Consider the following 22,019-nt stretch of genomic DNA (forward strand, 5'->3'; position numbering starts at 1 on the left):
CGGGGCGTCAGGGCGGTCGCGTCGGTCTTGCGGGCACGAAAAAACCCCCGGACGGTCGCCCGGGGGTTTCGATTCAGCCGATTGAGCCAGCCGCTTGGGGCAGGATCAATAGCGGTAGTGTTCCGGCTTGAACGGGCCTTCGGGCGTGACGCCGATGTAATCTGCCTGCTCCTTGTTGAGCGAGGACAGCTTGACCCCGATGCGGTCCAGATGCAGGCGCGCGACCTTTTCATCCAGGTGCTTGGGCAGGATGTAGACCTTGTTCTCGTACTGGTCGCCCTTGGTGAACAGTTCGATCTGCGCCAGCACCTGGTTGGTAAAGGACGCCGACATCACAAAGGACGGGTGGCCGGTGGCGTTGCCCAGGTTCAGCAGGCGGCCTTCGGACAGCAGGATGATGCGATTGCCGTTCGGCATCTCGATCATGTCCACCTGTTCCTTGATATTCGTCCACTTGTGGTTGCGCAGGTTGGCGACCTGGATTTCGTTGTCGAAGTGGCCGATGTTGCCGACGATCGCCATGTCCTTCATCGCGCGCATATGCTCGATCCGGATGACGTCCTTGTTGCCGGTGGTGGTCACAAAGATGTCGGCGATGCCGACGACCTCTTCCAGGGTGGTGACCTGGTAGCCGTCCATCGCGGCCTGAAGCGCGCAGATCGGGTCGATTTCCGTCACGATCACACGGGCACCCGCACCGGACAGCGACGCGGCCGAACCTTTGCCCACATCGCCATAGCCGCAGACCACGGCGACCTTGCCGGCCATCATGGTGTCGGTGGCGCGGCGGATGCCGTCGACCAGAGATTCCTTGCAGCCGTACTTGTTGTCAAACTTCGACTTGGTGACGCTGTCGTTGACGTTGATCGCCGGGAAGGGCAGCTGACCGTCGCGCACCAGCTGGTACAGGCGGTTCACGCCGGTGGTGGTTTCTTCGGACACGCCCATGATCGCGTCGCGCGTCTTGGTGAACCAGCCCGGCGAGGCCGCCATGCGCTTGGCGATCTGCTTCTTGATCACCTCTTCCTCTTCGGACGAGGGCACGGGGATGATGTCTTCGCCCGCTTCGGCGCGTGCGCCCAGCAGGACGTAAAGCGTTGCGTCGCCGCCATCGTCCAGGATCATGTTCGGGCCGTCCGCGAACATGAAGGATTTGTCCAGGTAATCCCAATGCTCTTCCAGGGTCTGGCCCTTGATCGCGAAGACCGGCACGCCTGCTTCGGCGATTGCGGCGGCTGCGTGGTCCTGGGTCGAGAAGATGTTGCACGACGCCCAGCGGACATCGGCACCCAGGGCGACCAGGGTTTCGATCAGCACGGCGGTCTGGATCGTCATGTGCAGCGATCCGACGATGCGCGCGCCCTTCAGCGGCTTCGCGTCACCGTATTCCGAACGCAGGGCCATCAGCCCGGGCATTTCCGTTTCCGCGATGTCGAGTTCCTTGCGGCCGAATCCGGCCAGAGAGATGTCTTTGACGATGTAGTCGGCCATCGGATTGCTCCTGCAAAATGGGTCGGATGCGGCCTAGCACCCCCACCCCTGATGGGCAAGCAAAGCCACCCGTCACGCCCCCTTTTGGCGCAAAAGCATGAACAGTTTGTTGTGATTTTAAAGATAATCATGGATTACCCTGGCGTCGCTTTTTCGATAGGAAAAGGACATTGCATATTTTGGGGGACGAAATGTCTTTTCTGACGAAATTCAAACGGGGTCTTGCGACCCTGACCACCACCTTCACCCTGGCGCTTGGCCTGGCCAGCGTCACCGCCACCGACGCCCAGGCTGTCGGCATCCCGCACCTGGCCTATGCCAATGCGTCGGGCAGCTTCATGCTGGACAACAACGCCGTTGACGAAACCTTTGCCCTGGGTCTGGGCGGCACCTTCAGCGCCGGTTTCGATCCGCTGCAGATGTCCGGTGTGACCGCATCCACCGTTCTGGAAGTGACCGGGTCGCTGGACATCACCAGCCCCTTCGGCCCGATGTCGTTTTCCGACAGCACCCTGATCACCGCCGGCGCACTGGCCGGACTGCTGAACAACATCCTGTCGAACTCGGTCGTGAGCGGGCTGATCAGCCACATCCTGTCGAACGATCCGGCGGGCTATCCGCTGCTGGGCGGCACGCTGACGTCGAACTATTCGAACGTCGTCACCGGCCCGACCGACATCACCGGCGACTTTACCCTTGGCTACGCCCACAACCAGACCGCGCTGCCCGGCCTGCCGAGCATCCTGGTGCCCGGCAGCTTCAGCGCCGCGCTGACCATCGACGTGGTGCCCCCGGCGGTTCCGCTGCCCGCGACCCTGCCGCTGATGCTGGCCGGTTTCGGCGGCCTCGTCGCCCTGCGGCGCAAGCGCGGCTGACCCGAGCAACGCCCTGACCTGACCAATGAAAGGACGGCTTCGGCCGTCCTTTTCTTTTGGCCGCGCCTGTGGTGAAACCGGGGCAGTGCGGAACGGGGCATCGCGGAACAGGGATCAGCGGATGGCGAAACAGACACGGGCATGGCAGCGGATGCTTTCGGGGCGTCGGCTGGACCTTCTGGACCCGACCCCGGTGGACATCGAGATCGAGGACATCGCCCATGGCCTTGCCTTCGTCGCGCGCTGGAACGGGCAGACTCAGGGCGATTACCCCTATTCCGTGGCCGAACATTCACTGCTGGTCGAGGCGCTGTTTTCCCGGATGGAGCCGAAGGCCACCCCCTCGGACAAGCTGAACGCGCTGCTGCACGACGCGCCGGAATACGTGATCGGCGACATGATTTCGCCGGTCAAGGCCGCGGTGGGGCCGGGCTATGGCGCGCTGGATGATCGTCTGACCGCCGCGATCCACATCCGCTTTGGCCTGCCCGCGCAGACGCCGGTGAAGCTGAAGAAGAAGATCAAGAAGGCCGATACGGTTTCAGCCTGGATGGAGGCGGTGCAGATCGCCGGGTTCTCCATCGGTGAGGCCGACAAGATCTTTGGCCGCCCCGATGCCGCGCTGATCGAGGGGCTGGACATCCACCTGCGCCCGCCGGTCGAGGTGCGCCGCGATTTCACCGCCCGCCACGCCGAACTGCTGAAGGAGATGAGCTGATGCATATCCGCCGCGCGGGGCGACTGGACGCACGGGCCATGGCCGACCTGCTGAACGAGGTCATCGCGATTGGCGGCACCACGGCTTACGTCGATCCGGTCAATGCCGATTATCTGACGGCGCGCATGGCCGAAGATCATGCCATCTGGCATCTGGCTGAAGATGACGCCGGTGAATTGCTGGGTTTTCAGTGGGTGTCACCAATGGAAGGCACGGATGAATTCGTCGCTGAAATCGCCACCTTCGCCCGTGCGGGCCGCACCGGGCTGGGCATCGGATCGGCGCTGTTCGAGGCCACCAAAGCCGCCTGCATCGCCGAGGGTTACAACTGGATCCGCGCCAATATCCGTGCCGACAATGCGGGCGGTCTGGCCTATTACCAGTCGCGCGGGTTTGAGGATTACGGCCGGATCGAAGGCCACCGGATGGGCAACGGTCAGGTCGTGGACAAGGTGCTGAAGCGGTACGAGCTGCGCTGAGGCGCGATCAGTCCTCGGGGTTTGGCGTGACGGGACGCGCGCGAAGGACCGGGCCCTGATGCGCCACCGCGGCGGCGGGTTTTCCGAACGAGGGTTCGCGCCGGTCCTTTGCCTGCGCCGAAGGTCCAACCGAAGCAGGGGCCGTTGCCACCACCGCAGACCGGGCGCTTTTCTTCAGGCTGGCGTCAATGCTTTTCAACGATCCCCGCATGTCCGAAATCATCAGGATCGGCGCAAAAGCCATGACCGAGAAGACAAAGCTGACGCCAAAACCGATCAGCGCACCGGCCACACCAGCCTGAAAATACCCGATCGCCGTGGCGACGATCAGCAGCACCCAAAGCGCGACTTCCGCAAGGACATCGTAGGATCTGATGATGACCCGGATCATGAGCATTCTCCCGCAGGTTGGACCGGCCCGGGCAAGGGCCAGACCCGCCCAATACCCTTGGACGGGGCCACTGCGAAGAGGGGGATGGATCACATCAGCGTGGTGAGCGTTTGGCCAGGATGCGCTGCAGCGTACGGCGGTGCATGTTCAGGCGCCGGGCGGTTTCGCTGACGTTGCGGTCGCACAGCTCGTACACCCGCTGGATATGTTCCCAACGGACTCGGTCCGCGCTCATCGGGTTTTCCGGCGGCGGGGGCAGTTCGTCCCCACGGGCCAGCAGGGCGTTGGTGATATCGGTGGCATCGGCGGGTTTCGCCAGATAGTCGGTCGCGCCGATCTTGACCGCGGCCACGGCCGTGGCGATGGCCCCGTAACCGGTCAGCACGACGATGCGGCTGTCGGGACGCTTTTCGCGCAGCACCTCGACCACGTCGAGCCCGTTGCCGTCCCCAAGCCGCAGGTCGCAGACCGCATAGGCGGGCGGACGGTTGGTGACGATGGCCTTGCCGGCGGCGACGCTGTCGGCGGTCTCGACTTCGAAACCGCGTTTCTCCATCGCCTTGGCCAGCCGTTTCAGAAACGGTTCGTCGTCATCCACCAGCAGGAGGGTCTTGTCCTCGCCCAGATCCAGCTCTTCAGCCATGCGACAGGTCTCCTGCTTGTGTGCCTTTTTAAGGTCTTACGGTTCTACCTTGCGTCCGGATCAGCGTCAAATGTCGGAACGTCCTACATCGCGTCCAGGAAACAGCCGATCTGCTCGGCCATCTTGTCGGCGGGAATGTCGCGGCGGAAGAATTCAACAAAGCCTTCGCCGGGCAGCGTCAGGTAGGAAAAGGTCGAGTGGTCGACCAGGTAATAGTCGTCGCCATCTTCAGACGGCTGCTTCTTGAAATAGGTGCGATAGGCCTTGCTGGCGGCGGCGACCTGTTCCGGCGATCCGGTCAGACCCAACATGCGGGGATGCAGGTAGTCGGTGAAATCGGCCAGCTGTTCGGGGGTGTCACGCTCCGGGTCGATCGAGATGAAGACCGGCTTCACGATCTTGCCCTGCTCTTCCAGGATGGTGACGGCCTCGGCGTTGCGGGCGGCGTCATAGGGGCAGATGTCGGGGCAATAGGTATAGCCAAAGTAGATCAGCGTGGGTTCGTCGATCACATCGACATCCGTCACCGTCTGGCCGGTTTCATCCACCAGCGTGAAGGGCCCGCCGATCTGACCCGCGCCACCGGCCACCGCACTGGCGCGGCACTGGGCGAACCGGTCATCCGCACCGCGTCCCATGGTGACGACATAAATTGCGCCGCACAGGGCAATGACAAGAATGGCCGAAAGGATGGCGATGATACGGGTCATGTCTGTCCCTTGGTGTGATTGCGCGTTCGTGGTGGCACACATATCAAGGGGGGGACAGGGTGCAATTGAGACAAGAGAGCACATCCACCATGGCAAACACAGACTTTCCAGTGCTCAAAGGCCAGGAACGGGGCAATTGGATCCGTCTGCGCACGATCACATTGTTGCGATGGGGCGCAATCTTCGGCCAGCTGGCCGCGCTTCTGGTGGCGCAGCATATCTACGGGCTGGCGCTGGAATACGGTCTTTGCTTCATGGTCGTCGGCGTTTCGGTGATCGGCAACCTGGTCGCCAGCTTCGTCTTTCCCGAAAGCAAACGCCTGTCCGAGGCCGAGAACCTGCTGATCGTTCTGTTCGATCTGGTGCAGCTGGGGCTTCTGCTGTTCCTGACGGGGGGGCTGCACAATCCCTTCTCGATCCTGGTGATCGGGCCGGTGACCGTGTCGGCCATGGCGCTGACGGGCCGGTCGACGATCTTCATCGGCACCATCGCCATCACCATCGTCACACTTCTGGCCGAGGTGCATCTGCCCCTGCGGACCTCTCAGGGGTTCATCCTGCAGGTCGCGGATGTCTTTCTGTTCGGGCAATGGCTGGCGATCGTGATCTCGGTCATCTTCCTGGGCATCTATTCCCGCTGGATCGCGACCGAGATGCATTCCATGTCCGACGCACTTCAGGCGACGCAGATGGCGCTGGCGCGGGAACAGAAGCTGACCGACCTGGGCGGCGTGGTGGCCGCCGCCGCGCATGAACTGGGCACGCCGCTGGCCACGATCAAGCTGACCTCGTCCGAGCTGGCCGAGGAGCTGGACGACCGCCCCGACCTGGCCGAGGACGCGCGGCTGATCCGCGATCAGGCCGACCGGTGCCGCGACATCCTGCGGTCGATGGGGCGCGCCGGGAAGGATGACCTTCACCTGCGGCAGGCCCCGCTGAGCACGGTGATCGAAGAAGCCGCCGAACCGCATGTGAACCGGGGCAAGGCGGTGCATTTCGGCTTTGGCCCGGAAGAGGGCGGCGATCCCCTGCCGCCGTCGATCCTGCGCCAGCCCGAGCTGATCCACGGGCTGCGCAACCTGATCCAGAACGCAGTGGATTTCGCCGAGGCCAACGTCTGGGTCGAGGCACAGTGGTCCGCCGATGTCATCGCCATCCGCATCATGGACGACGGGCGGGGTTATGCGCCGCAGGTCATCGGGCGGATCGGCGATCCCTTTGTCCGTCGCCGCCGCTCGGCCCCTGATCCGACGCAGCGCCCGGGGTACGAAGGCATGGGCCTTGGGTTGTTCATCGCCAAGACGCTTCTGGAACGCACGGGGGCGGAGCTGAGCTTTGCCAACGGTGTCGACTGGTTCGGCCGGTTGGGCACCAATTCGGAACGCACCGGCGCGGTGGTCGAGGTCGTCTGGCCCCGCACCAAGATCGACGCCGTGGCAGGCGTCAACGCCATCCCCGTCGGAGAAAATCCCACCTTCACCGGTTGACGCTTAATAACGTCAGGTTATTGTGTTTACCGATCGTAAACTAATTTGGCGTCTTGTTAAGGTTGTGTTTCTGGGTGGCGATCATGGCTCTTGGCCTATGGGATTTCCTGTTGATCTGCGTCGTCTGTGTGCTGACGGCACTTCTGGTTCTGCCGGTGCTCTGGCGCCAACTGGACAAGCGGTCTTCGGGTCAGGGCGACGCCGGTGCGCTGCGCCTTGCCAACGGCCGCGTGGTGGAATGCGACGCGTCCTTGCAGCTGCAACTGGACGGTGACGGATGGACCGGCGATCTTCGGGATCTCAGGCCCTATTTCTCGTTCCGGTTCAGCGGTCTGCCCGTGACCTTCCCGGTCTATCATGCCGACGGCAGTTGGAGCTTTCAGCCCCATTCGCCCTCTGATCCCGCGGTCCTTCTGGTGGTACGCAAGGGCGGCGTGCTGTCGATCGTGCTGGATGACCCCGGCAGCACCCAGACTATGGCGGATCATGTCACGGCTTTTCGCGCCTATGTGCACAGGATGGCCAAGTGGATTTCCGATGCGACCCCGCATCCCAACTGGATGCTGGATCCAGATGGCAAGGTCATCTGGTCTAATCTTGCCTACAAGGCGCTGAAGCGGCATGCAGCCGAGCCGGCCGCCGAAGATCTGCCTGTCCTGCGCTGCGGGCAGGAAGACGCCCCCTATACCGAACGCCATCAGAACCGCGTGCGGTTCCGTACAAGGGATGACCTGCCGGACCGCTGGTATGATGTCACCGTCTCGCCCAGGCGGGGGCTGACCCTGTACCTCGCCACCGATGTCACGGCCGTGGTGAAGGCCGAAAAGGCGCAGCGGTCTTTCGTGCAGACCCTGACCAAGACCTTCGCCCAGCTGTCGACCGGGCTGGCGATCTTTGATCGCAACCGGCGGCTGGCACTGTTCAATCCGGCGCTGATCGACCTGACGTCTCTGTCGCCGGAATTCCTGTCGGCCCGGCCCAATTACCAAAGCTTTTTCGACAAGCTGCGGGATGAGATGATCATGCCCGAGCCGCGCAATTATTCGAACTGGCGCGACCAGATCTTGGACCTGATCTCGCGCGCCGAAAGCGGCCAGTACGAAGAAACCTGGAACCTGGCGCAGGGCAAGACCTATCGGGTCACCGGGCGGCCGCATCCCAACGGGGCCGTCGCCTTCCTGTTCGAAGACATCAGCGCCGAGGTCACGCTGACCCGCCGGTTCCGCGAACAGCTGGACATCGCCCAGGCGGTGATGGAGTCGCTGGATGACGCGATCGCCGTCTTCTCGCCCCAGGGGGTGCTGAGCTATACGAACCCCGCCTACCAGGATCTTTGGGGGATCAGCGGCGGGGCGACGCAGCTGGACCAGAAGGTGGCGGATGTCTCGTCCCATTGGCAAAAGGTCTGCGGCCCCGATCCCACCTGGGGCGATTTCCGCGATTTTGTCGTCGGCTTCGGGGACCGCTGCGAATGGGACGCCCGCGTCAGGATGAGCGATGGCCGCCAGATGGATTGCCGTTTCAAGCCGCTGCAGGGCGGGGCAACGCTGGCAACCTTCCGTATCCTTCAGACCCGGGTGCCGCTGCAGGAAATCAGCTCCTACTCCTGACGCTTGTGCTTGCGGCCCGGGGCGGCACAAGTAATGTCGGCCTATGTCGGAATTCAGCCATGTCGTCCTGTCCCGAACCGCGGACCAGACTGCCGCGCTTGCGCAGCACATCGGCGCGGGCCTGCGGCCGGGCGACGTTCTTCTTCTGGAAGGGCCGGTCGGGGCTGGCAAAAGCCATTTTGCCCGCGCCCTGATCCTGTCGCTGCTTGAGGTGCCCGAGGACGTGCCCTCGCCCACCTTCACGCTGGTTCAGACCTACGACACCCCCCGGGGCGAGGTCTGGCATTCCGACCTGTACCGCCTGTCCAGCCCGGACGAGGTGATCGAACTGGGCCTGACCGAGGCCTTCGAGGACGCGATCTGCCTGGTGGAATGGCCCGACCGTCTGGGCGATCTGTTGCCCGAAGGCGCCCTGCGCATTGCGCTTTCGCCCGAGGGCGACGATATCCGCCGCATCACCCTGACCGGCCCCGCGCGCTGGCAGTCGCTTCTGGAGGATGCCGATGTCTGAGACCCCTTCTGAGACCCCCCGCGAGACGCTGAAACAGGCGTTCCTGGACACGACCCCCTGGGCACAGGCGGAACGGTGGATGATCGCCGGCGATGCCTCGAACCGGAAATACGACCGGCTGCGGATGGGCGACGACACCGCCATCCTGATGGACGCCCCGCCCGAGAAGGGCGAAGACGTCGCGCCCTTTGTTGCCGTTGCGGATTACCTGACCGGGCTTGGCCTGTCGGCCCCGAAGATCCTGGCCCGCGACATGGCGCGCGGTTTTCTTCTGCTGGAAGATCTGGGCGACGATCTGTTTGCGCGGGTGGCCGTGGCTGATCCCGCGCTGGAAACCCCGATGTACCGCGCCGCCATCGACGCGCTGATCGCCCTGCACCGCGCCGATCCGATGCCGGGGCTTGCCGCCTATGACGCCGGGGTGATGACCCCCCTCGCCGCGCTGGCCTATGACTGGTACCTGGCCGAAAGCCTTGGTGCCCGTCCGGACGCTCGCGCGGAATTCTGCACGGCGATGGGGCCGCTTCTGGCCGGTCACGCTGCAACCGACGTCACCATCCTGCGCGATTACCATGCCGAGAACCTGCTGTGGCTGCCCCACCGCGATGATGCCGCACGGGTCGGATTACTGGACTTCCAGGACGCGATGCTGGGCGATCCGGCCTATGATCTGGTCTCGCTTCTGATGGATGCGCGTCGCGATGTCCCGCCCGCGCTGGCCGATGAGATGATCGGTTACTATACGCAGGCGTATGGCCTGGACCGCGCGGCGTTCGAGACCCGCTATCACGTGGTCGGTGCCCAGCGGAACCTGCGCATCCTGGGTGTCTTCGCCCGGCTGTCCCGCCGCGATGGCAAAAAGCATTATGTCGATCTGATCCCGCGCGTCTGGGATCACCTGATGGTCAACCTTGCGCATCCCGCGCTGGCCCCGGTCGCCGCGCTGATCAAGCGCGATCTGCCCGCGCCGGATGCGCAGATCCTGGACAGGTTGCGCCGATGATGCCCGATGCACTGATGCTGTTTGCCGCCGGGTTCGGCACCCGGATGGGCGCGCTGACCAAGGATCGGCCCAAGCCTCTGGTCCAGGTCGCGGGGCGTCCGCTGATCGACCATGCGCTGGACCATGCGCGCGGCGTGATCACCGGACCGAAGGTTGCCAACCTGCATTACCTGCCCGACCAGCTTGAAGATCATCTGGCCGGCACCGATGTGCATTGCCTGCGCGAAGGGCCCGAGATCCTGGAAACCGGCGGCGGGCTGCGCAATGCCCTGCCGCTGCTTGGGTCGGGTCCTGTGTTCACGATGAACTCGGATGCCGTCTGGGCCGGGCCGAACCCGCTGCAGATGCTGCGCGATCACTGGCGCGACGGGATGGAGGCGCTGCTGCTGTGCATCGACCCCGCCCGCGCCGTCGGCCATTCCGGCACCGGGGATTTCCTGCCCGGTCCTCCGGTCACGCGCGGCCCGGGGCTGATCTATACCGGGGCGCAGATCCTGCGGACCGAGGGGCTGATGCAGATCGAAGAGGCGTCATTTTCCCTGAACCTGCTGTGGAACGACATGCTAAAGCGCGGCACGCTGCATATTCTTCCATACGATGGCGAATGGTGCGACGTGGGCCGCCCTGAAGGCATCGCCCTGGCCGAGGACATGCTGGCCCGCCATGTTTGATCCATCCGACAAGCCCCGCCTTTTCGGCCTGCCGCCAGGTGCAGATTTTCCCAGCCACCTGGTCGACGGTCTGATCGAACGCGCGGCGCATTTCGGGCCGGACCTGCTGGGCAGGACCACGCTGATCGTCAACACGCGGCGGATGGCGCGGCGGATCCGGGCGCTGTTCGATGCCGGCCCTCCGGGGCTTGTCCCGCGCATCCGGCTGGTCACCGACCTGGGCGAGGATATGGCCCTGTCGCGCATCCCCGCGCCCGTGTCGCCCCTGCAGCGGCGGCTCGAGCTGATCCCCCTGGTCCGCGCCCTGATGGAGCAGGAGCCGGACATCGCCCCGCGCGCCGCCCTGTTCGATCTGGCCGACAGCCTGGCGCGGGTCTTTGACGAAATGCGCGGCGAAGGCGTGTCCTTTGACGCGATCCGCGATCTGGATGTCTCGGCCCATTCCGATCACTGGGCGCGGGCGCTGAAGTTCCTGACCATCGTCGACGCGGTCGAAGATGACACCCCGGTGCCCGACCCATCGGCGCGGATGCGCATGGTGGCCGAAGCCCTGGCAAAGGATTGGGAAACCACCCCGCCCGACGGGCCGGTGATCGTCGCGGGCTCTACTGGGTCGCGCGGGGCGACGAATCTGCTGATGCAGGCGGTGGCGCGGCTGCCGCAGGGGGCCGTGGTGCTGCCCGGTTTCGATTTCGACCTGCCGCATGCGGTCTGGGAAAGGAACCTGAACGACGCCCTGACCGGAGAGGACCACCCCCAGTACCGCTTTGGCCGCTTGATGGCGACGCTTGGGCTGAAACCCCGCGACGTGGCCCGCTGGCGGTCGACCGACCAGAACGACGCGCGCAACCGCCTTTTGTCGCTGGCCATGCGCCCGGCGCCTGTGACGAACCAATGGCTGACCGAAGGCCCGCAGCTGCGTGACCTGGACGTGGCGATGCGCGGGGTCACATTGCTCGAGGCACCTTCGGCCCGGGAAGAGGCGCAGGCGATTGCCCTGCGACTGCGCAAATCGGCCGAGGACGGGCAGCGTGCCGCGCTGATCACGCCCGACCGTCTGCTGGCGCGGCAGGTCAAGGCGGCGCTGGACCGTTGGGACATCCTGCCTGACGATTCCGCCGGTGAACCGCTTAGCCTGACGCCGCCAGGCCGGTTCCTGCGCCAAGTGGCCGAGCTGTGGCACTCCGACGGAACCGCGGGCGATCTGCTGGCGCTGCTGAAACATCCGCTATGCCATTCCGGCGCCGATCGCGGCCCGCACCTGGTGCTGTCCCGCGCGCTGGAGCTTGAGCTGCGGCGCAACGGCCCGCCCTTCCCCGATGCCGACACGATCCGCCGCTTTGCCGCCGAACGGCCCGAGGCGATCGCGCCTGCCTGGGCCGATTGGGTGATCCGGCTGGCGCGTCCGGTCGCGGATCAGGTGATGACGCTTTCCGATCGGCTGGATCATCTGATCGTCCGGGCCGAGGCGTTGTCGCGCGGCTCGACCGCTGATACGGACGGACGGCTGTGGCTGGGCACCGCCGGCGAAGGCGTGCAAGCCAAGATCGCCGACCTGATCGAGGCCGCCCCCGTGACCGGAGAAATCGGGCCGCAGGATTTCTCGAACATGCTGAACGCGGTGCTGCGCGGGGCCGAGGACCGCGACAGCACCACGCCGCATCCCGACATCCTGATCTGGGGCACGCTTGAGGCCCGGGTGCAGGGCGCCGACCTGGTGATCCTGGGCGGTCTCAACGAAGGCACCTGGCCCGAGATGCCGCCCCCCGATCCCTGGCTGAACCGCACCATGCGCGCCCAGGCGGGCCTGTTGCTGCCCGAACGCACCATCGGGCTGTCGGCGCATGATTTCCAGCAGGCCGCCGCCGCACCCGAGGTCTGGATCACCCGCGCCCTTCGGGGAAGCGAGGCGGAAACCGTGGCCTCGCGCTGGCTGAACCGGCTGACCAACCTGCTGACCGGGCTTGGCGCAAGCGGACAGGGCGAATTGGCCGCCGCCCGCGCCCGTGGGGCAGAGTGGCTGCACCTGGTCGAGGCGCTGGACCGGGTCGACAGCGTGCCGCCCGCGCCGCGCCCCTCGCCCAGCCCGCCACCCGCTGCGCGGCCACGCAAGCTGTCGGTGACGCAGATCAAGACGCTGATCCGGGATCCTTATGCGATCTACGCCCGCGAGGTTCTGCGCCTGTCACGGCTGGACCCGCTGATGAAGGAACCCGACGCGCTGGAACGCGGCACCAAGCTGCACAAGGTGATGGAGGTCTTCGTGCCTCAGGTCACCGAAGACCCCAGCCTGCTGACCGAGGATCACCTGATCGCCGTCACGCGCGAAGTTCTGGGCGAAGAAGTCCCCTGGGCCGAGGCGCGGATCCTCTGGCTGGCGAAGATGGCGCGCAATGCCGCCGCTCTGATCGACGGCGAACGCAACCGCCAGGCCGCCGGGCATCCGGTCGGGTACGAGGTCGGCGGGCGCGCCACCCTTTCGGGCACTGGGTTCGACCTGACGGCCAAGGCCGACCGCATCGACCTGGACGCCAATGGCAATGCGCTGATCTACGACTACAAGACCGGGCAGATGTCGTCGCCCAATGCGCAGATGTCCTTTGACCTTCAGCTTCTGCTGATGGCGGCAATGGCGGAACGGGCCGCGTTCCACCAGATCGACCCGCGCCACGTGGTCCGCGCGGCCTTTGTCGGGCTGGGGTCGGACACGAAAGAGGTCGACGCGCCGCTGGACAAGATTTCCTCCGATGAGGTCTGGGCCCGGTTCGAAGGCCTGATCCGGCGTTACCTGGACGACGGCCAGCCCTTTACCGCGCGGCGTGCCATGTTCAAGTCCACGGATCAAAGCGATTACGACCACCTGGCCCGCTACGGCGAATGGGACATCGCCACCCCCGCACGGAAGGAGCCGGTGGAATGATCCGCGACGCGGCAACCCAGCGCCAGGTCGATGCGGCCCGGCCCGATGTCTCGACCTGGCTGGCGGCGAATGCAGGGTCCGGCAAGACGCGGGTGCTGACCGACCGTGTGGCGCGTTTGCTGCTGGATGGCGTGTCGCCGCAGCACATCCTGTGCCTGACCTACACCAAGGCCGCCGCGACCGAGATGCAGAACCGGCTGTTCAAGCGTCTGGGCGCCTGGGCCATGCTGCCCGACGCCGATCTGCGCGCCGAACTGGCCACGCTTGGCGTGGATCAGGGGGTGAACCCGGAAAAGCTGGGCCATGCGCGCACCCTGTTTGCCCGCGCGATCGAAACGCCAGGCGGGCTGAAGATCCAGACGATCCACTCGTTCTGCGCCTCGCTTCTGCGACGCTTCCCGCTAGAGGCCGGGGTCAGCCCCCAGTTTACCGAGATGGAGGACCGCCAGGCCGCGCTGCTGCGTGCCGAGGTGATCGACCGCATTGCCCGCGGTCCTCAGGCGCATCTGCTGGAACGGGTGGCGCTGTTCTATTCCGGCATGTCGATGGAATCGCTTGGCGCCGCGATCACCGGCCACGCCGATCAGCTGGCCCGCCACCCCGGACGCGCCGCCCTGGCCCAGGGGCTGGGCTTACCCGCCGGCTACGACGCCGCCCAGCTGCTGGACGAGGTTTTCCTTGGCACCGAAATGGACGATCTGGCCGCCCTGATCGAGGTCTGCAAAGCCAGCGGGACGAACGATCAGAAGACGGCCGCGAAACTGGCGCAGATCACCGGGCCGAACGCCGCCGCGCTGGCGATCCTGGAAGGGGCCTTCCTGACCGGGGCCGGCGCGAAGGACCCGTTTACCGCCAAGATAGGGTCACTTCCTGCGAAGAAGGCGCAGAAGGACAACCCCGATCTGATGGACCGGATCGACCCGCTGATGGCCCGGGTCGAGACCGCGCGCGACCGGCGTCTGGCGCTGTCGGTGCTGGACAAGACCGAGGCGCTTTATGACCTCGCCACCGTGTTCCTGCGCGACTACGCCCATGCGAAACTGCTGCGCGGGGCGATGGACTTTGACGACCTGATCCTGCGGACGCGGGATCTTCTGACGAACCGCGATGTCTCGGCCTGGGTGCTGTTCCGGCTGGACGGCGGCATCGACCACATCCTGGTGGACGAGGCGCAGGATACCTCGCCCGTGCAATGGCAGGTGATCCAGGCCCTGGCGCGGGAATTCACCAGTGGCGAAGGCGCGCAGGACGACAAGACGCGCACCATCTTCGTGGTGGGCGACAAGAAACAGTCGATCTATTCCTTCCAGGGGGCCGATCCGTCCGGGTTCGACCGCATGCGCGAGGATTTCGGCGAACGGCTGGCCGCGCTTGGCACGCCGCTACAACGCATGGCGCTGGCGCATTCCTTCCGGTCGTCGCCTGCGGTGCTGTCTCTGGTCGATCAGGTCTTTGAAGGCCGGGTCGAGGCCGGGTTCTCGCCTGAGGAAACCCATATTGCCTTTCACGACACCCTGCCCGGCCGTGTCGATCTGTGGCCCGCCATCGAAAAGACCGACCAGGAAGAGGACGGCGAATGGGACGATCCCGTCGATCTGCCCGGCGCGCAGGATCACAACGTGGTTCTGGCCGACCGGATCGCGACCCGCATCCGCCGCATGATCGACGACCGCACCCCCCTGCCCCTGGGTGGTGGCAAGGCGCGGCCCCTGCACGAAGGCGACATTCTGATCCTGGTGCGCCGCCGCGCCCGGCTGTTTCACGAAATCATCCGCGCCTGCAAATCCAGGCGGTTGGAGATCGCCGGGGCCGACCGTCTGAAGATCGGGGCCGAGATGGCGGTGAAGGATCTGACCGCGCTGCTGTCCTTCCTCGCCACGCCCGAGGATGATCTGAGCCTGGCTGCGGTGCTGAAATCGCCGCTGTTTGGCTGGGATGAACGGGCGCTGTTCGATCTGGCCCACAAACGCGAAAGCCGGCACCTCTGGCCCGCGCTGGACCAGCACCCCGCGCATGAACCGACCTGGAGCGTGCTGCGCGATCTGCGCGACAATGCGGATTTCCTGCGGCCCTACGAGCTTCTGGAACGGGTGCTGGTGCGCCACGACGGGCGGCGGCGCATGATGGCGCGGCTTGGGGTCGAGGCGCAGGATGGCATCGACGCGCTGCTGGATCAGGCGCTGGCCTATGAACGCAGCGAGATTCCCAGCCTGACGGGCTTCCTAATCTGGCTTCAGGGCGACGACCCCGAGGTCAAACGCCAGATGGAAAGCGCCGGGTCGCGCATCCGGGTGATGACCGTGCATGGCTCCAAGGGGTTGGAGGCGCCGGTGGTCTTCATGCCCGAAACCCAGGCGCGCCGCGTGCAGCCCGGTGGCGACCTGATCGCGGGGGATGGTATCGCCTGGTGGAACACCCGCGCGGACGAGGCCCCGGCGACCCTGCGCGAGCTGGAAGAAACCCGCCGCCGCAAGCAGGAAGAAGAGGCCGACCGCCTGCTGTATGTCGCCATGACGCGGGCCGAGAAATGGCTGATCGTGGCCGCCGCCGGCGATCTGGGGAAAAGCGGCGACACCTGGTACGACCGGATCCGCAACGGGATGGTCAAACTGGGCGCGCTGCCACTTGAGGCGCCGGGCGGCGAAGGGCTGCGGCTGGAAACCGGCGACTGGACGGCGCTTGAGGTCAGCGACCCGCCCGCGCCCGTCGACCGGTCTGTCGCCCTGCCCGACTGGGCGCAGCGCCGTCCGCCGACGCCTGCGCATCCGGGCAAGACGCTGGCACCCTCGGATCTGGGCGGGGCCAAGGCTCTGCCGGGCGAAGACGGCCTGGACGAAGAGGCCGCGAAGCGTCGGGGCCGTCAGGTGCACCGCCTGCTGGAACACCTCGTCGGCGTCGATCCGGCAGAATTCGACACCCTGGCCGCCGATCTGCTGGCGCGCGGGCCCGACCGGGCCGAGGGCGAGGAACTGGCCCTGCTGGGCACCGAGGCCCGGCGCATCCTGCAGGCCCCGCATCTGGCGCATATCTTCGGGCCCCAGGCGCTGGCCGAGGTCTCGGTATCCGCTGCGTTGGCAGAACTGGACGGGCAGCGGATCCATGGCACGATCGACCGGCTGATCGTGTCGGACGACCATGTTCTGGCGGTGGATTTCAAGACGAACGCAAGCGTGCCCGACACGCTGCACCAGGTGCCCGACGGGCTTATGCGCCAGATGGGGGCCTATGCCGCCGCGCTGACGCAGATCTATCCCGACCGCCGGATCGAGGTCGCCCTGCTGTGGACGCGGACCGGGACGCTGATGGTGCTGCCTCATGATATTGTGATAGCGGCCTTGCGCGCTACTACAGCTTCTTGATCTTCCCCCGATGGCTCCTTAGGTTGACGTCCCAAGCGCAGCCCCGTTCAGGAGACTTCCCATGTCTACAGTCGCAGTGACCGACGATACCTTTGAATCCGAAGTGAAAAACTCCGATGTCCCCGTCGTGGTGGACTTCTGGGCCGAATGGTGCGGCCCGTGCAAACAGATCGGCCCGGCCCTGGAAGAACTGGCGGAAGAGTTTGGCGGCAAAGTGAAAATTGCCAAGGTCGACGTTGATTCGAACCCGAACAGCCCGATGCAGATGGGCGTGCGCGGCATCCCCGCCCTGTTCATCTTCAAGAACGGCGAAGTGGTGTCGAACCGCGCCGGCGCGGCCCCCAAGGCCGTGCTGAAATCCTGGATCGAAGAGTCGATCTAAGCCTGACGGCATTTGCGAATTTCAAAGGGCACCCCCGGCGGGTGCCCTTTTTCATTTCATTGCATGGCCATTAGTCGATGGAACGGCGACCGATCAACCAGCCTGAACCCGTTACCAAAAGAGCATCTTGATGTGGAATTTCATCAAATTCCTCAATTGTTATCGTTTCACCAGGATTGGCAGCTTTTGAAGAAGACGAGGTTTTAATGACCTCACCCATTGAGCCTTCGAGCTCATATGTGACGCTAATCAGCTTTTTCTCGTCGGTCAGGTTCGTGACGCTGAATTCCCACTTATAGAGTACAGTGGAAACAGGCCTGTTCCACAAATCCCAAAAACTCCCAATTTTTAGGGTTTCTGTTTTGACTCTCAACCCTCTGAAACTGTCGTAAACATACGCAAGGGGCGGATCTTCTTTTTCGTCATCACCCCAGTCGATACGAGTATCCGGAGCCTTGCTTGCTGCGCCGAATTCACGCGGTATCTCTCTATTATATGCCACATATATGTTAAAAAACCCCAACAACAGAACCGCAACTGGAAGGGAGGTAAATCCCAAACCATACCATACAGGGTGATATCTCATGTTTTCCTCAAATTATCTTGGTTGCTTCCTATTTTTGAAGAAACCCAATTTCAAGAGTACGGAACAGACAGGGACAAGGGAAATTACCACCCTGCCCGGTCCAGCGCCGCGCCGATGCTTTCGCGCACCGTAGGGTGGCCCGCGTTGACGCTGTTCATCTGCCAGAACCAATAGACGTAGCGGGCGAAATCCGGGGCATGGCCGGCGATGCGGTCAAAGGCCGTCAGATCCTCGGGCGTGGCTTTCAGGCAGATGTGGTGGAAATCAATCTGACCGAACAGCACCGAAGGCTTGCCAAAGAACATCGCGTTGAAGGCGGCGGCGGAATTCATCGTCACCACGTAGTCGCAGCTTTGCAGCAGCGGCTCCATCTGGCCCATGACGATGCGCAGGCGCGGATGGGCGGCGGCAAGCGCGTCCAGCGTGATCAGATCGGCCTGGGTATAGGCCTCTTTCGGGTGCAGGCCGGCCACGACGCGGCGGGTGCGGTCCGACTGCAGTGTGTGGCGGATCATGTCGACGGGCGTGCAGCTTTGGAAGGACCGCTTTTCACGGATCCGGCCCTGCAGCGGGACATAGATCAGACCTTTGCGGCTGGCCTGTTGCGGGGCGTCGTTGAACAGGCGTTTTTGCCAGCGGGCATAGAAGGCTGTGGCGTCCGATTCAGGGACTATTGCAGCGGAATAGTCGGATTTTGCCACATGCCAGCTCCAGCGCTCTGCGCTCGGCTCGATCGCCCAGAAGGGGTAGTGATAGACGCGGCGAACACAGAGCCCCCCGGGCGGGGGTGGCACCATATGGGTGATCGCCCGCGTGCCCGGCCCGCGCCCCAGATCGCCCTGATCGGCAAAATCCACCCCATGCCCCCGGTCGCGCAGGACCGCGACCAGATGGGCAAAGAAATTATGGTCGCCATTTTCGGCACTACGCCGCAGAACAGGGTCTAAGTATAGGGTCACATGCTTGGCCATGGGGCGACGCTATCCCCGGACCCCGGCGGGCTCAAGATCAGGCGCCGCCAAGCGGGCAAAAAGGCCCAAGGGTTGTCGCCGGGCGGTCCGCGTCTCATATAGTCCGTCAACGACAGGAGCATTGAATGGCACAGAACGAATTTCCCGGCTGGCACGGCACCACGATCATCGGTGTGCGCAAGGGCGGACAGGTGGTTGTGGCCGGTGACGGCCAGGTCAGCCTGGGCCAGACCGTGATCAAGGGCAGCGCCCGCAAGGTGCGGCGGCTGTCCCCCGGCGGCTATGATGTGGTCTGCGGCTTTGCCGGATCCACCGCCGATGCCTTTACCCTGCTGGAACGGCTGGAAGCCAAGCTGGAGGCCACGCCCGGCCAGCTTCAGCGCGCCAGCGTCGAACTGGCCAAGGACTGGCGCACCGACAAGTACCTGCAAAAGCTCGAGGCGATGCTGATCGTCACCGACGGCAAGGAATTGTACGTGATCACCGGTGCCGGCGACGTGCTGGAACCCGAACACGGGATCGCGGCCATCGGATCGGGCGGCAATTACGCCCTGGCCGCCGCGCGCGCCATGATCGACAGCGACCAGTCGGCCGAAGACATCGCCCGCAAGGCCATGTCCATCGCCGCCGACATCTGTGTCTATACCAACGGAAATCTGACCGTCGAAACGATCGACGGCTAAGGAAACCATATGACCGACCTGACCCCCCGCGAAATCGTATCGGAACTGGACCGTTTCATCATCGGCCAGAAGGATGCCAAACGTGCCGTGGCCGTGGCGCTGCGGTCGCGCTGGCGGCGTCGGCAGCTGGCCGATGACCTGCGCGACGAGGTGTTCCCGAAGAACATCCTGATGATCGGCCCGACCGGTGTCGGCAAAACCGAAATCTCGCGCCGGCTGGCGAAACTGGCCCGTGCGCCTTTCATCAAGGTCGAGGCGACCAAGTTCACCGAGGTCGGCTATGTCGGGCGGGACGTGGAACAGATCATCCGCGACCTGATGGACAGCGCCGTCGCCATGGTGCGCGAACACATGCGCGAGGACGTCAAGGCTTCGGCCCACCAGATGGCCGAGGACCGCGTGATCGAAGCCATCGCCGGGACCGACGCCCGCGACAGCACGAGAGAGATGTTCCGCAAGAAGCTGCGCAGCGGAGAGCTGGACGATACCGAGATCGAGCTGGACGTGGCCGACAACTCCAACCCCATGGGCATGATGGATATTCCCGGGCAGCCGGGCAGCCAGATGGGCATGATGAACCTGGGCGACATCTTCGGCAAGGCCTTTGGCGGACGCACCGTGCGGCGCAAGATGAAGGTGTCTGAAAGCTACGAGGTCCTGATCGGTGAAGAGGCCGACAAGCTGCTGGACGATGAAACCGTGAACCGCGCCGCGCTGTCGGCGGTCGAGGAAAACGGCATCGTCTTTCTGGACGAGATCGACAAGGTCTGTGCCCGGTCGGATGCGCGCGGCGGCGATGTGTCCCGCGAAGGCGTGCAGCGCGACCTGCTGCCGCTGATCGAAGGCACCACCGTCAGCACCAAGTACGGCGCGGTGAAAACGGATCATATCCTGTTCATCGCCTCCGGCGCCTTCCACGTCGCGAAACCCTCGGACCTGCTGCCGGAACTTCAGGGCCGTCTGCCCATCCGGGTCGAGCTGAATTCTCTGACCGAGGCCGATTTTGTCGCCATCCTGACCGAGACGGACAACGCCCTGACGCGCCAATACACCGCGCTGATGGAAACCGAAGGCGTCACCGTCGACTTCACCGAAGATGGCATCGCCGCCCTGGCCCGCACCGCGGCCGAGGTGAACCAGTCGGTGGAAAACATCGGCGCCCGGCGGCTTTACACCATCATGGAGCGCGTCTTCGAAGAGCTGTCGTTCCACGCGCCGGACAAGTCGGGCGAAAAGATCCTGGTGGATGCCGGTTTTGTCGAGGCGAATATCGGTAAGCTCGCTGCCTCGGCCGATCTAAGCCGCTACGTGCTGTGATCGCCACATGACACCGGCCCGCGCCTGCTTTGACGCATTGGCGCGGGCCGGACCTTCGGCTTAGCTAGACGCAGGTTTGTCCAATCGGGTCGCCATGCGTCTGTTCCTTCTGCTTCGTTTCCTGATCCTTGGTCTTGTTCTGGCCGGGTGTGCCGATCCGACCTATGCGCCGGTGCGGCCCGACACCGGGGGGCTGGGCGACATTCAGGGCGTCATTGTCGTCACCAACCGCGCAAGGACGGGCGACGGTTTCTATGGATCGGGCCGCAGCGACGTGATGTCCTATCAGGCCGTCGATGTGTCGATCCCGCGCGACAGGGCCATGGGGTCCCTGCCCGTCTCTATCCGCAATGCAAAGCCGGGGCAGCATTTCCTGATCTCGGGCAGTCGCGGCCTTGCGGGCCGGGACGGGTTCCGCACCGATCTACGCCGATCCCTGTCGGCCCTTCCGGGGGATGAACGCGATCTGCTGATCTTTGTTCACGGCTACAACAACTCCTATTCCGACGGGATCTATCGCACCGCGCAGCTGATGCATGATTTCGACGTAAAGGGGCTGGCACTGCATTACTCCTGGCCCAGTGCGGCGCATCCCCTGGGCTATTCCCATGACCGCGACAGCCTGCTGTTTGCCCGCGACGGGCTGGAAGCGATGCTGCGCGACGTCGCCGGGACGGGTGCACGCAACGTGGTTCTGGTCGGCCATTCGCTTGGGGCGATGCTGGTGATGGAAACCCTGCGCCAGATGGATATCCGCGATCCCGGCCTGCCCGACAGGCTGCTGAACGGGGTCGTGCTGATTTCGCCCGACATCGACGTGGATCTGTTCCGCGCGCAGGCTCATCGTATTCGCACCCTTCCGGAACCCTTCGCGATCTTCACGTCGCGCAAGGATCGCGCGCTTCAGCTGTCGTCGCGGGTCAACGGGAAATCGGAACGTCTTGGCAGCCTGTCTCAGGCCGAGGAGCTGGCGGATCTGAACGTCACCGTCGTCGATGTGACCGCCTTCAGCACGACGATGGCGCAGTCGCATTTCACCGCCGGATCCTCTCCGGGGCTGATCGCGCTTCTGTCGCAGGGGCGGGCGCTGGATCAGACCTTTGCCACGCCGAACCGGGCGACACGGGCGGGGCTTCCCGGTGTCGTCGTGACGGTGCGCAATGCGACGCAGGTGATCTTGTCGCCGGGGCTGCTGCGCAATTGATTTCAGGA

General features: G+C 64.5%; 20 protein-coding genes. 14 read left to right on the top strand and 6 right to left on the bottom strand.

What is annotated here, in order from left to right; translation table 11 throughout:
- Positions 1 to 105 precede the first annotated feature (105 nt).
- Positions 106 to 1,491 carry an adenosylhomocysteinase gene (ahcY, locus tag BMX99_RS06475; protein ID WP_093448933.1) on the bottom strand — a complete coding sequence of 462 codons (1,386 nt, stop codon included), beginning with the start codon at positions 1,489 to 1,491 and terminating at the stop codon, positions 106 to 108.
- A 191-nt stretch (positions 1,492 to 1,682) separates the two neighbouring features.
- Here ahcY and BMX99_RS06480 point away from each other — a divergent pair, with 191 nt between their 5' ends.
- From BMX99_RS06480 to BMX99_RS06490, 3 genes are all read left to right on the top strand, one after another.
- The gene (locus BMX99_RS06480; RefSeq protein ID WP_093448937.1) at positions 1,683 to 2,366 is read left to right on the top strand and encodes a VPLPA-CTERM sorting domain-containing protein; all 684 of its coding nucleotides are present in this window, start codon (positions 1,683 to 1,685) and stop codon (positions 2,364 to 2,366) included.
- A gap of 121 nt (positions 2,367 to 2,487) precedes the next feature.
- Positions 2,488 to 3,084 (top strand): hypothetical protein, encoded by a 597-nt coding sequence (locus tag BMX99_RS06485; protein ID WP_093448941.1) that lies wholly within the window; start codon positions 2,488 to 2,490, stop codon positions 3,082 to 3,084.
- Positions 3,081 to 3,563: a GNAT family N-acetyltransferase gene (locus BMX99_RS06490; protein ID WP_409371774.1), complete on the top strand. Its 483-nt coding sequence runs from the start codon at positions 3,081 to 3,083 to the stop codon at positions 3,561 to 3,563. Before BMX99_RS06485 ends, BMX99_RS06490 begins: the two co-directional genes overlap by 4 nt.
- 7 nt (positions 3,564 to 3,570) lie before the next feature.
- Here BMX99_RS06490 and BMX99_RS06495 read toward each other — a convergent pair whose 3' ends face one another.
- The 3 genes from BMX99_RS06495 to BMX99_RS06505 form a co-directional block, all read right to left on the bottom strand.
- Positions 3,571 to 3,954: a hypothetical protein gene (locus BMX99_RS06495; RefSeq protein ID WP_093448947.1), complete on the bottom strand. Its 384-nt coding sequence runs from the start codon at positions 3,952 to 3,954 to the stop codon at positions 3,571 to 3,573.
- Positions 3,955 to 4,048: 94 nt separating this feature from the next.
- Entirely contained in the window at positions 4,049 to 4,597 is a 549-nt protein-coding gene (locus BMX99_RS06500; protein WP_093448953.1) for an ActR/PrrA/RegA family redox response regulator transcription factor, read from the bottom strand.
- Between the two features lie 83 nt (positions 4,598 to 4,680).
- Positions 4,681 to 5,307, bottom strand: coding sequence for an SCO family protein (locus BMX99_RS06505; protein ID WP_093448957.1), 627 nt, complete (start codon positions 5,305 to 5,307; stop codon positions 4,681 to 4,683).
- 89 nt (positions 5,308 to 5,396) lie between these two features.
- On the opposite strand from BMX99_RS06505, the gene regB reads away from it, so the two are divergent.
- From regB to trxA, 8 genes are all read left to right on the top strand, one after another.
- Positions 5,397 to 6,794 carry a sensor histidine kinase RegB gene (gene regB / locus BMX99_RS06510; protein ID WP_093448962.1) on the top strand — a complete coding sequence of 466 codons (1,398 nt, stop codon included), beginning with the start codon at positions 5,397 to 5,399 and terminating at the stop codon, positions 6,792 to 6,794.
- Positions 6,795 to 6,877: 83 nt separating this feature from the next.
- On the top strand, positions 6,878 to 8,404 hold the full coding sequence (locus BMX99_RS06515; protein ID WP_139199449.1) for a PAS-domain containing protein: 1,527 nt from the start codon (positions 6,878 to 6,880) through the stop codon (positions 8,402 to 8,404).
- A 43-nt stretch (positions 8,405 to 8,447) separates the two neighbouring features.
- Positions 8,448 to 8,915: a tRNA (adenosine(37)-N6)-threonylcarbamoyltransferase complex ATPase subunit type 1 TsaE gene (tsaE, locus tag BMX99_RS06520; protein WP_093448970.1), complete on the top strand. Its 468-nt coding sequence runs from the start codon at positions 8,448 to 8,450 to the stop codon at positions 8,913 to 8,915.
- A complete protein-coding gene (locus BMX99_RS06525) occupies positions 8,908 to 9,918 on the top strand; it encodes an aminoglycoside phosphotransferase family protein (RefSeq protein ID WP_093448974.1) in 1,011 nt (336 codons plus the stop codon). The genes tsaE and BMX99_RS06525 overlap by 8 nt, the downstream gene beginning before the upstream one ends.
- Positions 9,918 to 10,589: a nucleotidyltransferase family protein gene (locus tag BMX99_RS06530; protein ID WP_093451135.1), complete on the top strand. Its 672-nt coding sequence runs from the start codon at positions 9,918 to 9,920 to the stop codon at positions 10,587 to 10,589. Before BMX99_RS06525 ends, BMX99_RS06530 begins: the two co-directional genes overlap by 1 nt.
- Positions 10,582 to 13,509 carry a double-strand break repair protein AddB gene (gene addB, locus BMX99_RS06535; protein WP_093448978.1) on the top strand — a complete coding sequence of 976 codons (2,928 nt, stop codon included), beginning with the start codon at positions 10,582 to 10,584 and terminating at the stop codon, positions 13,507 to 13,509. The genes BMX99_RS06530 and addB overlap by 8 nt, the downstream gene beginning before the upstream one ends.
- Positions 13,506 to 16,868, top strand: a complete 3,363-nt coding sequence (addA, locus tag BMX99_RS06540) for a double-strand break repair helicase AddA (protein WP_093448983.1) — start codon at positions 13,506 to 13,508, stop codon at positions 16,866 to 16,868. Before addB ends, addA begins: the two co-directional genes overlap by 4 nt.
- Positions 16,869 to 16,929: 61 nt before the next feature.
- A complete protein-coding gene (trxA, locus tag BMX99_RS06545) occupies positions 16,930 to 17,250 on the top strand; it encodes a thioredoxin (protein ID WP_093448987.1) in 321 nt (106 codons plus the stop codon).
- Between the two features lie 70 nt (positions 17,251 to 17,320).
- Here trxA and BMX99_RS19470 read toward each other — a convergent pair whose 3' ends face one another.
- Both BMX99_RS19470 and BMX99_RS06550 read right to left on the bottom strand, forming a co-directional pair.
- Positions 17,321 to 17,836 (bottom strand): hypothetical protein, encoded by a 516-nt coding sequence (locus BMX99_RS19470; protein ID WP_139199451.1) that lies wholly within the window; start codon positions 17,834 to 17,836, stop codon positions 17,321 to 17,323.
- Between the two features lie 83 nt (positions 17,837 to 17,919).
- The gene (locus BMX99_RS06550; protein WP_244525483.1) at positions 17,920 to 18,795 is read right to left on the bottom strand and encodes a hypothetical protein; all 876 of its coding nucleotides are present in this window, start codon (positions 18,793 to 18,795) and stop codon (positions 17,920 to 17,922) included.
- Between the two features lie 137 nt (positions 18,796 to 18,932).
- Here BMX99_RS06550 and hslV point away from each other — a divergent pair, with 137 nt between their 5' ends.
- From hslV to BMX99_RS06565, 3 genes are all read left to right on the top strand, one after another.
- Positions 18,933 to 19,490, top strand: a complete 558-nt coding sequence (gene hslV, locus BMX99_RS06555; RefSeq protein WP_093448996.1) for an ATP-dependent protease subunit HslV — start codon at positions 18,933 to 18,935, stop codon at positions 19,488 to 19,490.
- A 9-nt stretch (positions 19,491 to 19,499) separates the two neighbouring features.
- Positions 19,500 to 20,807 carry an ATP-dependent protease ATPase subunit HslU gene (gene hslU, locus BMX99_RS06560; protein ID WP_093449000.1) on the top strand — a complete coding sequence of 436 codons (1,308 nt, stop codon included), beginning with the start codon at positions 19,500 to 19,502 and terminating at the stop codon, positions 20,805 to 20,807.
- 94 nt (positions 20,808 to 20,901) lie between these two features.
- Positions 20,902 to 22,011: an alpha/beta hydrolase gene (locus tag BMX99_RS06565; RefSeq protein ID WP_093449003.1), complete on the top strand. Its 1,110-nt coding sequence runs from the start codon at positions 20,902 to 20,904 to the stop codon at positions 22,009 to 22,011.
- The last annotated feature ends 8 nt before the right edge of the window (positions 22,012 to 22,019 follow it).

This window comes from Pseudooceanicola nitratireducens, from assembly GCF_900109195.1.
GTDB classification, from domain to species: domain Bacteria; phylum Pseudomonadota; class Alphaproteobacteria; order Rhodobacterales; family Rhodobacteraceae; genus Pseudooceanicola; species Pseudooceanicola nitratireducens.